We start from the raw sequence: 10,814 nt of genomic DNA, 5'->3' as shown, positions 1-10,814 counted from the left end.
CCGGCTCCGTCCGCGTCGCCGACGTCGACGTCCTGCATGATCCGGCCGCGGCCCGCAAACTCATCGGATTGTCCGGTCAGTACGCGGCGGTGGATGCCAACCTCACCGGTTACGAGAACCTGCGGATGGTCGCGCGGCTCTACGGGATGTCGCGCGAACGCGCCGTCTCGCGGGCGCGGGAACTGCTGGGGGAGTTCGGGCTCGAGGACGCCGCGGACCGCCGGGCCGGAACCTATTCCGGCGGGATGACCCGCCGCCTCGATCTGGCCGGCGCCCTGGTCGCCCGTCCGCCCGTGGTGGTTCTCGACGAGCCGACCACCGGACTGGATCCGCGGGCCCGCAACGATATGTGGCGGGTCATCGGCGAACTCGTCCGCGACGGCACCACGGTCCTGCTGACCACCCAGTATCTCGAGGAAGCCGACCGGCTGGCCGACAAGATCACCGTGATCGACAAGGGCCGGGTCATCGCCCGCGGCTCGGCGGACGAACTCAAATCCTCGATCGGCGGGGATCGGCTCACCGTCACGCTGGGCCCCGGGCAGGATCCGGCGCCCGCCCTGCGGGTCCTGGCCGAGATCGGGATCGGCGAACCCGCGCACGAGGCGAGCGTCGACGAAGTGTCGGTGGTGGTCGGGGACGGTTCCCGCACCATGGTCCAAGCCCTGCGCCGGCTGGATGACGCAGATGTCGACGTCGTCGACGCCCGGGTGCATCGGCCCAGCCTCGACGATGTCTTCCTGTCCATCACCGGCTCCCCGGCAGCGCCGGAATCCGAGCCGGAACCCAGTGACGTCCCCGAGGAGATCATGTCGTGAGCACCGCAGAAGTGGCGGTCGATCAAACCACCGGCAAGACCGATGAGACGGAGGCGGAACTGTCACACGCGCCCGGCTCCCACCGGATTCCGAAGTCCACCGAGCCGCGTCTGCGGTTCTTCCGTGACAGCGCGATCGTGGCGCACCGCAATCTGATCACCATCATGCGGGTGCCGACATTGCTGGTCACGGCCACGGTGCAGCCGCTGATGTTCGTCTTCCTGTTCGCCTACGTATTCGGCGCCTCACTGGGGGGCGGCCAGTACCGGGAATTCCTGATCGCCGGGATCATGGCGCAGACCGTCGCGTTCAGCGCCGCGTTCACCACCGTGGGCCTGGCCGGCGACCTGGAGAAGGGCATCATCGACCGGATGCGCTCGCTGCCCATGTCACGGCTGGCGGTACTGATGGGGCGCACCCTCTCCGACCTGGTGGTGAGCATGGTCAGCCTGGTGGTGATGACCGTGTGCGGGTACATCGTCGGCTGGAGTATCAACGGGAGCCTCGCCGAGGCCGCCCTCGCCTACGCGGTGATCCTGCTGTTCGCCTTCGCCATGTCGTGGGTGGGCGCGCTCACCGGTCTGCTCGCCCCGAACGTCGAGGTCGCCCAGAGCGCCGGGCTGATCTGGCTGTTCCCGCTGTCGTTCATCTCCTCGGCGTTCATCTCGGCCCAGACCCTGCCCGGTCCGCTGGCCACCATCGCCGAATGGAATCCGATCACCGCGGTCGCGGCGACCGGGCGGAAGCTGTTCGACAACAGCGCGCCCCCGATGTTCCCTACCGCGACCGGCTGGCCGGCCGAGCACTGCGTCGAGTACGCGATTCTGTGTTCGGCGGCCATTCTGCTGATCGCCATGCCGCTGGCGTTGTTGCAGTACCGCCGGGTCGCCAGTCACTGACCTCGGCTACGACAGAGGCCGTGCCCGCCGGATATCCGGCGGGCACGGCCTCGCTGTGTCACTTCGGGTCGTCCGGGTTCAGCCCCGGCGACGGGTCTTGAGCAATTCCAGCCGCTCCTTGAGCAGTTCTTCGAGTTCGTCCTTGCTGCGCCGCTCGAGCAGCATGTCCCAATGCGTGCGCGGCGGCTTCACCTTCTTCGCCTCCTGCGTGGTGCCCTCGATCAGCACACCTTCCTGGCCGTTGCGGCACAACCAGGTCGGCGGGATCTCGGCGTCGTCGGCGAATGGAACGTCGAACTCTTCACCATTGTCGGTCCGGTACCGGGCGATCCGGCGGGGAGCCAGATCATGGTCGCGGTCGGTTTCGTAGCTCACCGCTCCGAGCCGGCTGCCCCGGAGTACGCGATCTGCCATCTGTACAGGTCCTCTCTGTGTTGTCGGCGCGTTGCCGCGCGCGGGTCCGCGGTTCCCTGCCGCCGGGCTCCGGAACACCGGAGCGGAAACACCGACGGTGTATCCGCTGCGGGGCACCGGAACCCGCGCCGGGGTGCGAACCGATGGGTCGACCCCTTGTTGTCTTGCTACCGCGACCTGGTGGGTCGCGTTCGCCGGCCGTTGTCGCCCGCCGACCGTTCGGGTCACGTACGCGGGCCGTTGGCTGTGCCACGAATCCGCCGATTCGTGCCGGTCCAGGCCGTGCGCCCTGTTCATGTCAACGTTCGTCAGGGTCTTTCCGTTCCCGAGCCTTGTAATTGTACGGGGCTCGGCGAAAGGGCCCCGCGCGGTGTGCGGTGTGTGCTGCTGCGAGAGTTCCTATTAGGGTGTCGGGTCATGTCGCGCCGGTTGGAGTCGTGCCTGTGGTGTGGTCGGGAAATAGTGGATTCGGAAGCGGGGCGGCGGCGCCGCTACTGCCGGCAGTCCTGCCGCCAGCGCGCCTATGAGCATCGCAACAATGTGAAGGGCACTGGCATCCCCGCCGATTCGGTCGTGCTCAGTGCCGCCGAGGCCACCGCCCTGGCCGATCGGTGGTTCGCCGCGCGCTGCGCGGCCGAGGATGTGGCGACCGCCGTCGACGAGGGCGCCGACCGGGACGAGCTCGCGCGCCTCAGCGCGGTTCTGGTCGAACTCGCCCGGGACGCCGAACGGTTGCGCTGACCTGCGCCGAATCGTACTGCGTGCGCGGCGGCGAGAACGTCTGGCCGCCGGCCACCGAGGCGGACCCGATGCTCGCGGCGCCGAGAATCGTGACCACGGCGCCGAGGCCGAGTAGCGCGAGCAGGGTGGCGGAGTCCGGATGCACCAGCGACTGGCCGCGCATCGCCTGCCAGAACGTGATCGCCTGCAGTCCGCCCCAGCCCAGGATCACCACCCCGATCAATCTGCTGCGGGTGCGGGCCGGGCGCAGCCGGGGATAGTGTTTCGCGCTCCAGGCGAGGAACAGCACCGCGGCCAGCACCACCTGGATCCCGTGTAATCCGACGAAATGGGGAATGCGCAGATCACCGCCCAGGGTGCTCCAGTGGGTGAGCGGCATACCCGCGACCGCGTCCGGTGCGCCGACGGCCTCCCGTGTCGCGGCGTCGACCACGGTATGCCCGGCGGCCAGTTCGACGAGCCGGCCGTCCGCGGTGCGGGTGAGCTGGGACCCGGTGAAACCCATGAGGTATCCCAGCGCCATCGAGACCACCGCCATCGCCAGCCCACCGCGAATCGCCCACACCGTGGGCCGATCCGCGCCCGGGCGTATCGAAACGATCACGGCGATCAGCAGATTCGCGAAAAAGAGACCCGGAACACCAGAAGCGAAGATCATCTGGCCGATCTCGTTGACCGGATCGGTTTCGGTGTTGAAATGGCTGAAGGTGCCACGCGCGGCCTGGACCACGATGAATCCCACGTCCACGAACGCGGTGACGGCGAACACCACCCCCAGCCACCAGGTCGCCCGCCGGCCACGGTGGGGTAGCGACAGCAGCCAGGCCAGGGTCAGCGAGTACAGCAGGAACGCCACGCCGAATTTGACCGGTTTGAGCCAGACCGATTCGCCGAGCAGGACGCGGTCGTCGACGACCATGGCGATCAGGCCGACAAACACCAGACCGGCCATTGCCGCGGAACTGAGCAGCAAAGGCCGGTGCAGGCGTCCGATCACCCGACATGGATCGGAAGTCGTGGGGCGTCCGGGAGCCGGGACGCCGGGGAGCAGTGCGGACATGAACCGACGGTAGGAACGGGGGCCCGGCCGCCACGTCCCACCAGGGGACTGTGTGCGGCCGGTACTCCGGTATGCCGGGTGCCGTCGGCTCGGCCGGGGGTAAGGGTCAGCCGGGGTTGTTGAGGTACAGTCCGCGGCCGGCGAGGTAGGGCAGCGGGTCGACCGGGCCGATACCGGGCTGGTGGACCTCGTAGTGCAGGTGCGGTCCGGTGGACTGGCCGCGGCTGCCGACGGTGGCAATCACGTCACCGGCCCGTACCTGCTGGCCGACCGATACCAGAATGTCCTGCATATGGCCGTAGACGCCGACGCTGCCGTCGTCCTGCTGGACGCGGACCCACAGGCCGAAGCCGGTGGCCGGGCCGGCCTCGATCACGACACCGTCGGTGACCGACCTGATCGGTGAACCCATGTTCGCGGCGAAGTCGATGCCGTTGTGGTTGGTGCCCCAGCGTGCCCCGAAACCCGAGGACACGACGCCGTCGGCCGGTTGTACCGTGGTGGGGCGCGGGGGCTCGAAGAACGGGAAGGACACCGGCACGGGCTGGTGGTCGCCCGCGGCCTGGTGCGGATCCCACGCGGCGGGGTCGTGTGAGACGGCGGGCTTCTCGGCCGGCGCGCGGTCGGCGGCGGGCGCCTCCGAGGTGGCGGCCATCGGGGTGATCTGTTCGTTACCGGAATCGGCTCCGGCGGCGAACAGGGCGAAACCGGCGAAGAGGGCTGTCGAGGTGGCGACAACCTGTGTCGTGATCGGGCGATGGCCGAACGACGACACCGTGAGCTTACGGAAAGGTAACGGAAGGGTCACGGGCATGGTTACAAGCTAGGGGACCGACACGCCGAGTCAGCAACTGTGTGGCAACTGTCACGAGATCATATAAGGCCAGGTCGCGCATAACCGTCCGATAACGGAACCGGAAATATCGCCCTCCGAGCTGCGCAACTGAGACATTGATCTAGTTTGACCGAAGTGTGCCAGAAGATCGACACTGTTTCAGTGGTCGCTAACAGAGTCGCGCCGCTGATCGCCCTGGCCGACCCCACCCGGCGCGCGATATTCGAGGCGCTGCCCGCCGGGCCGCGCTCGGTGGGAGAGCTCGCCGCGCAGGTCGGAATCACCAGCTCGGCGGTATCGCAGCATCTGCGGGTGCTCCGGGAGGCGCGGCTGGTGATGGTGCGTCCGGTGGGTAACCGCCGCCTCTACTCGCTGGATCCCCGTGGCCTCGGCGATGCCCGCGACTACCTCGACCAGTTCTGGCAGAGCGCCCTGGCGGCCTACGCCGCCGCCCTCAGCGAGGCCGCGAACAGGGGCGATCGGTAGCGTCCGCCCTCAGCCGACCCTGCGGTACGCCGCGCCGGTCACGCCCGCTTCGGCGCGGCGTTTGCTCAACTGCCCGTCGAGGGCCGCGATCACCTCGGCCGAGCCGATCTGCAACAGGCCGGGGTCGGTGGTGGTGGCATGGCGGTCACCGATGCGCCCGGCCCACAGCACGTGATGCCGGTTCAGTAGATGCCGCGGCGGTCCGCCCTGATCCGGGGCCGTGGGACCGAACAGCTGCACGGTGCGCGTGCCGAAGGCGGTGGCGAGATGAGCGACGCCGGTGTCACCGCACAGCACCACGGAGGCCTCGGCCACCGTCGCCGACAATTCGATCAGGTTCTGGGTCCCGGCCAGCACCCGCTGCCCGGACAATCCGGCCCGTGCCGCGATACCCAGCGCGTTCTCCCGGTCGCTCTCGTCGCCGGTGAGCACCACCTCGTGGCCGAGTACCAGCAGATGCCGGATCACCGCCGCGAACCGGTCCGCGGGCCAGCGCCGGGCCGCCGCGCCCGCGCCGATATGGACGACCACGCTGTCGCGATGGCTGGTGGTGGCCACCGGCGGCACCAGGCCCAGATTGCGCCGGTCCGCGCCGATCCCGTCGAATTCGAGCAGATGACACCAGCGGTCGATCGGATGGTGGTCGGGCTGCCAATCGGGTGCCGGGATCTCCGGGAACGCCGGATCCCGGTAGGTGAGGATCCGCTCGGCCCCGGTCTTGCCGAGCTGCACGATCGGGGCAGCGCCGGCGCCGTGCAGGTTCACCGCCAGTTTCGGTGGCGGCCCGTCCCAGCGCAGGCCCTGTGGATCGGCGATGGGCACGAACTCGTCCACGCAGGCGATCACATCGACGATGGGACGCAGGCGGTGCGGTGCGGCCAGCACCAGATGGTCGGTGCGGCGGGCCCGGCGCAGTGCACGCAATGCCGGAACAGCGGTGAGCAGATCACCGAGACCGCGTGCCTGAAGCACGAGAACTACCGACACCCGACTCTCCTAGCCACCTGTTGCCCGTCACGCCGCCCCCTCCCGAACCGTCCTGGCGAGGAACGGAGCACGACGAGAGCATTTCCTTGGATGACTACCACCTGGCACCCGGCGGCAAACGTTGGCCGGTCGCGGCCTGGATCACACGCTGTGCGTTCGCCCGCAGCACCGGTACCGGCCGTCACCTGCCGCGACGGGTATCGCGCGGCACGAGACGATGGTCACCGCCGGGGCGCTTGGGTAATGTATCCGTCGTCCGTAGGGAAGTCCGGTGTGAATCCGGCGCTGTCCCGCAACTGTGTGGCTCGACGGCGGGCCGCAGCCAGATACCTGCGGATGAACCAGAAACGGTCATGATCACGTGGGTATTGGTCGATGCGCCGAACGAGCCGCTCGAGCGCGGACCGTTTCGCATGTCTTCGTCGCGTGACCCTGCCTGACGCGACAGGAGTCGGATATGCGCTGTAGGTCACCGAAACCGAGCCGCCGGACCTTTCTGGCCGGCAGTGTGCTGGCAGCGGGAGCGCTGGCTCTCGGGTGCGGCCGCGACTCCTCCGGCGGGACCGATACGTTCACCGCCGCGTTCCAGGGCTCCGGTGCCGGGGAGGGAATCGACCCGGGGGTGAACACCCTCTTCATCGACGAAGCCCGGATGAAGGCCGTCTACGACGGCCTTTTCGAGGTGGACGGTTCGATGACACCGATCCCGCGGCTGGCCGAATCGGCCGAACCGAATGCCGACGGCACCCGGTGGCGGATCGCGCTGCGGGACGCGGCCTGGCACGACGGGAAGAAATTCACCGCACGCGATGTGCTGTACACCTTCTCCCGGGTACTCGGGCCCGCGCCGCAGCGCCCGTTCATCGCCGCGTCCTCACTGGACCAGGTGGATCTGGCCGGCAGTCGCGCGATCGATGACCGCACCGTCGAGATCGCGCTGAAGCAGCCCTCGTTCGAATTCCGCATCGCACTGTCGGTGTACGGCACCAAGATCGTGCCGGACGGCGCCGCCGATTTCGGCCGCCCGGTGGGCACCGGCCCCTTCGTCTTCGACTCCTTCGAGGCCGGCCGGCAGTTCACCGCGCACCGTAACGAGAACTACTGGGACGGCGCGCCCGCCATCGGGCAGCTGCGGATCGTGAGCGCGGAGGCGGACGCGCGGGTGAACGCGGTACGCGGCGGTGAGATCGACTACGCCGACAACCTCACCCCGTCGGCCGCGCGGACACTGGCGGGGCACCCCGGCGTCACGCTGGTGTCCACCCCGGGCAGCGGAATCCACTTCTTCGCCATGAAAACCGACCGCCCGCCGTTCGACGATCCGGACGTCCGGCGCGCTGTCATGCGGATGGTCGACCGGCCGGAACTGGTGAAGGTGGCGTTCGAAGGTCAGGGTGAGGTCGGCAACGATGTCTTCGGTAAGGGCTATCAGTACTACGCCGATCTCCCGCAGCACGAGTACGACCCCGACGAGGCCGGTCGGCTGCTGCGGCGGGCCGGAGTGCGGGAGCTGAGTTTCGACCTGTTCACCGCCCCGGTCGCCCACGGGTTCGTCGAAGCCGCCCGGCTGTTCGCCGATCAGGCCGCCGAATGCGGTGTCCGGGTGAACGTGGTGCTGGGTTCCAAGGACAGTTACTACACCGACGCGCTACGGACGGGGCATCTCACGATGGGGCAGTCGGGACCGTTGCCGATCCCCAATCATTTCGCCTCGCGACTGCTCACCACCTCGCCGCAGAACCGCACCAAATGGTCCGATCCACAGTTCGACGCGCTCTACGCGACCGCGCAGGCGACACCGGACGCGGACCGCCGGGCCGCGCTCTACCGCGACATGCACGAAATACTGCACGACCGAGGGGGTTTCGTGTTCTTCGGCACCACGCACTGGAACAGTGCCGCGGGGGACCGGTTCCGGCAGCTTCCGGCTGCCGTACCCAATTCGCACGACTGGGCCCGCTTCGACGCGGTGGCGGCCCGGTGACCGCCACGCGACCGGATCCGGGCCGGGCCCGGTACCGGACGGTGTGGCAGTACGGCGGCGACCGCCTCGTGGCCGGGATCCGGTAGCGGACCGATGGCCGGGTATTCACGACCGCTGCCGCGACTGTTACTGCGCCGGGCCGGGTTGGGCGCCGGGCAGCTACTGATCCTGCTGGTCCTGGTGTTCGTGCTGTCGCTGCTGCTGCCGGGCGATGCCGCCGATATCCAGAACAACACCATCCTGAGCGAGGCACAGCAGCAGACCGCCCGGCAGCTGCTGGGGCTCGACGTGGCCCCGGTGACCCGGTTCCTCGATTGGCTCGGCGCCGCGGCGCACGGGGATTTCGGCACCTCCTATGCCGGTGGCGAACCGGTCGTCGCCGTGATCGCGGGCCCGTTCCTGGTGACCGCGCTGCTCGCCGGGGCGGCGGTGCTCCTGCTGGTGCCCCTCGCGGTGGCCGCGGGTTTCGCGGCCGGGACGCGCCCGGGTTCGGTACGCGATCGTGTGATCACCACGGTCGGTATCGGGTTGGATTCGATACCCGATTTCGTCCTCGCGGTCCTGCTGGTGACCTTCCTGTCGATCCGCCTCGATCTGCTGCCCGCCACCTTCCTCGGCGTCGATCCGGGCACACTGCCGGCCCGGCCCGAATATCTGGTGCTACCGCTGGTCGTCACCGTGGCCCGGGTGGCGGCCCCGCTGGTGCGGTTGGTGCGGGCCGGTGTGATCGATGTGCTGGATCGGCCGTATATCGCCGCGGCCCGCCGCCTCGGGGTGGGCCGGGTATCGCTGCTGGCCCGGCATATCGCACCCAATGCCCTCGCCCCGGCGCTGCAGGAACTCGGGCGCACCGGTGACGGGCTGCTGTCGGGGGTGCTGATCGTGGAGGCCGTTTTCGCGGTGCCCGGGATCGCCACGGAACTGATCGGTGCCATCGGCAACCGGGACGATCCGGTGATCCTGGCGATCGTCGCGATCACCGGCACGCTCGCGGTCGTGGTCAACACCCTGATCGATATGGCGGGATACCGGATGAATCCGCAGTCGGCGGCGGAGCAGCGCGGATGAGTGCGCGGCGCTGGTCGTATGCGGCGCTGATCGCGGTACCGCTGGCGTTCGCGCTCGCCGGTCCCGTACTGGCCCGCGCCGCGCCGGCCGGACGCGCGGCGCCGTTCGGCCCCTCGGAATGGTCGCCGCTGGGCACCGATCGGCTCGGCCGGGATGTCCTGGCGGCCGCGCTCACCGGCGGCCAGACCTTCCTGCTGACCGGACTGCTGACCGTGCTCGGGGCCTATCTGGTGGGATTCCTGATCGGAGTGGCCGCCGCAGCCGCGCCGCGGGTCTGGCTCGACGATCTGCTGATGCGCCCGATCGATGTGCTGCTGTGTATCCCGTCGCTGCTGATCATCATGGTGGCGGCGGTGCGCGGCCGGGGTTCGGCGGTGGTGATCGCCGGTGCGATCGGGTTGGCGCTGGTGGCACCGATCGCGCGTTTCGTCCGGGCGGCGGCCGCCGGTGTGGTGCACGGACCGGTGATGGACGCGTTGCGGATGCAGGGGCAGAGCCGGTCGTTCCGGTACGGAAGCTATGCGGTGCGGGAGATGGCGCGGCCGCTCGCGGCCGATCTGGGGGTCCGCTTCACGGCCGCAGTATATTTCCTCGCCTCCGCCAACTTCCTCGGCCTCGGATTCGACACCACCTCCACCGATTGGGCGGTATCGGTCGCGGCGAACAAGGACGCGCTGCTGATCGCGCCGTGGTCGGTGGTGCTGCCCGGTGCGTTGATCGTGCTGCTGGTGGTGGGCACCAACCTCCTGGTCGACGATCTGCTCGCCGATCCGCGCGCGGGCGCGGCTGTGCGCCGGGCGGGTCGGGATGGCTGACGAGCCGCTGATCTCGGTGCGTGCGCTGAGTGCTCGCGCCGGAGCGACGGTGATCCTGCGCGATATCGGATTCGATATCGCGGCCGGGCAGATCGTGGCGCTCTTCGGGCCGTCGGGCGCGGGGAAGACGACCATCGCGACCGTCCTGGCCGAGGCGGTGGGCCCCGGTATCGAACTGACCGGGGCCGTCCGGCGCGCCCCGGGGGTCCGGGTCGGGTATCTGCCGCAGCACGCGGCGTCCACGCTGAACCCGGCCCGGCGGATCGGCGCGGCATTGGGCGAACTGGCCGGGTTGCAACACCGGCGCGCGGGCGGCAGCCGGTGGCGGATGCCGCGGCGGCGGGAAGCCGTCGCGCGGCTCCTGGCCGCCGCCGCCTTCGACCTCGACGATCACGAACTCGACCGGGCGCTACGGAAATACCCGTTCGAGTTCTCCGGTGGCGAGCGGGTGCGGCTGGCGCTGGCGCAGGTGCTGGCCGGGCGCCCCGATGTGCTCGTGGTCGACGAACCGACGGCCGGACTGGACCCGCTCGCCCGGGCCGCCCTGCTCGAGGGATTACGTGGAGTGCGTGCAGCGGGTACCGCGGTGGTGCTGATAACGCATGACTCGTTCGCCGTCGGACAACTCGGCGACCGCGTCCTTTTCGTGCGCGACGGGCGGCTGACCGCGCGCGGTCCGATCGATCCCGGCCCGATCCCCGCACCAC

Annotated in this window: 12 protein-coding genes and 1 riboswitch; of the genes, 8 read left to right on the top strand and 4 right to left on the bottom strand. The window is 69.4% G+C overall.

The features are described 5' to 3' along the window. Window positions 1-818: ATP-binding cassette domain-containing protein (locus ON38_RS13650; protein WP_039825154.1), on the top strand; the 818-nt coding region annotated here is incomplete at its 5' end. 86 nt (window positions 819-904) lie between these two features. Further along, window positions 905-1,717: an ABC transporter permease gene (locus ON38_RS13645; RefSeq protein ID WP_281004612.1), complete on the top strand. Its 813-nt coding sequence runs from the start codon at window positions 905-907 to the stop codon at window positions 1,715-1,717. A gap of 78 nt (window positions 1,718-1,795) precedes the next feature. Here ON38_RS13645 and ON38_RS13640 read toward each other — a convergent pair whose 3' ends face one another. After that, on the bottom strand, window positions 1,796-2,131 hold the full coding sequence (locus ON38_RS13640) for an RNA polymerase-binding protein RbpA (RefSeq protein ID WP_030519040.1): 336 nt from the start codon (window positions 2,129-2,131) through the stop codon (window positions 1,796-1,798). 417 nt (window positions 2,132-2,548) lie between these two features. On the opposite strand from ON38_RS13640, the gene ON38_RS13635 reads away from it, so the two are divergent. After that, window positions 2,549-2,872: a hypothetical protein gene (locus tag ON38_RS13635; protein ID WP_030519041.1), complete on the top strand. Its 324-nt coding sequence runs from the start codon at window positions 2,549-2,551 to the stop codon at window positions 2,870-2,872. Here the strand turns inward: ON38_RS13635 and ON38_RS13630 are convergent. Both ON38_RS13630 and ON38_RS13625 read right to left on the bottom strand, forming a co-directional pair. Beyond that, window positions 2,823-3,932, bottom strand: coding sequence for a hypothetical protein (locus tag ON38_RS13630; protein WP_157181763.1), 1,110 nt, complete (start codon window positions 3,930-3,932; stop codon window positions 2,823-2,825). The genes ON38_RS13635 and ON38_RS13630 overlap by 50 nt on opposite strands. Before the next feature lie 106 nt (window positions 3,933-4,038). Then, on the bottom strand, window positions 4,039-4,746 hold the full coding sequence (locus ON38_RS13625) for a M23 family metallopeptidase (protein WP_039825153.1): 708 nt from the start codon (window positions 4,744-4,746) through the stop codon (window positions 4,039-4,041). 183 nt (window positions 4,747-4,929) lie between these two features. Between ON38_RS13625 and ON38_RS13620 the strand changes: the two genes are divergently transcribed. After that, a complete protein-coding gene (locus tag ON38_RS13620) occupies window positions 4,930-5,253 on the top strand; it encodes an ArsR/SmtB family transcription factor (RefSeq protein ID WP_039825152.1) in 324 nt (107 codons plus the stop codon). A 9-nt stretch (window positions 5,254-5,262) separates the two neighbouring features. Here the strand turns inward: ON38_RS13620 and ON38_RS13615 are convergent, their stop codons facing one another. Next, complete coding sequence (locus tag ON38_RS13615) at window positions 5,263-6,240, bottom strand: glycosyltransferase family 9 protein (protein ID WP_039825151.1); 978 nt, start codon at window positions 6,238-6,240, stop codon at window positions 5,263-5,265. Window positions 6,241-6,479: 239 nt separating this feature from the next. Next, window positions 6,480-6,592: riboswitch (cobalamin riboswitch) on the top strand. A 105-nt stretch (window positions 6,593-6,697) separates the two neighbouring features. On the opposite strand from ON38_RS13615, the gene ON38_RS13610 reads away from it, so the two are divergent. The 4 genes from ON38_RS13610 to ON38_RS13595 form a co-directional block, all read left to right on the top strand. Further along, on the top strand, window positions 6,698-8,224 hold the full coding sequence (locus ON38_RS13610; RefSeq protein WP_039825150.1) for an ABC transporter substrate-binding protein: 1,527 nt from the start codon (window positions 6,698-6,700) through the stop codon (window positions 8,222-8,224). A gap of 93 nt (window positions 8,225-8,317) precedes the next feature. After that, on the top strand, window positions 8,318-9,292 hold the full coding sequence (locus ON38_RS13605; RefSeq protein WP_051164708.1) for an ABC transporter permease: 975 nt from the start codon (window positions 8,318-8,320) through the stop codon (window positions 9,290-9,292). Further along, the gene (locus tag ON38_RS13600) at window positions 9,289-10,107 is read left to right on the top strand and encodes an ABC transporter permease (protein ID WP_039825149.1); all 819 of its coding nucleotides are present in this window, start codon (window positions 9,289-9,291) and stop codon (window positions 10,105-10,107) included. The genes ON38_RS13605 and ON38_RS13600 overlap by 4 nt, the downstream gene beginning before the upstream one ends. Continuing rightward, window positions 10,100-10,814: ATP-binding cassette domain-containing protein (locus ON38_RS13595; protein WP_039825148.1), on the top strand; the 715-nt coding region annotated here is incomplete at its 3' end. The genes ON38_RS13600 and ON38_RS13595, both read left to right, overlap by 8 nt.

The organism is Nocardia testacea NBRC 100365 (assembly GCF_000308775.1).
Taxonomy (GTDB): domain Bacteria; phylum Actinomycetota; class Actinomycetes; order Mycobacteriales; family Mycobacteriaceae; genus Nocardia; species Nocardia testacea.
Note: the sequence above shows the minus strand (reverse complement) of the source record. Positions and strands in the feature narration are given on the sequence as shown.

Bases quoted from the DNA above. Each gene is read 5' to 3' on its own strand.
- ON38_RS13625 (WP_039825153.1), bottom strand. From the start codon at position 4,746: ATGCCCGTGACCCTTCCGTTACCTTTCCGTAAGCTCACGGTGTCGTCG.
- ON38_RS13600 (WP_039825149.1), top strand. From the start codon at position 9,289: ATGAGTGCGCGGCGCTGGTCGTATGCGGCGCTGATCGCGGTACCGCTG.
- ON38_RS13640 (WP_030519040.1), bottom strand. From the start codon at position 2,131: ATGGCAGATCGCGTACTCCGGGGCAGCCGGCTCGGAGCGGTGAGCTAC.
- ON38_RS13610 (WP_039825150.1), top strand. From the start codon at position 6,698: ATGCGCTGTAGGTCACCGAAACCGAGCCGCCGGACCTTTCTGGCCGGC.
- ON38_RS13605 (WP_051164708.1), top strand. From the start codon at position 8,318: ATGGCCGGGTATTCACGACCGCTGCCGCGACTGTTACTGCGCCGGGCC.
- ON38_RS13635 (WP_030519041.1), top strand. From the start codon at position 2,549: ATGTCGCGCCGGTTGGAGTCGTGCCTGTGGTGTGGTCGGGAAATAGTG.
- ON38_RS13630 (WP_157181763.1), bottom strand. From the start codon at position 3,932: ATGTCCGCACTGCTCCCCGGCGTCCCGGCTCCCGGACGCCCCACGACT.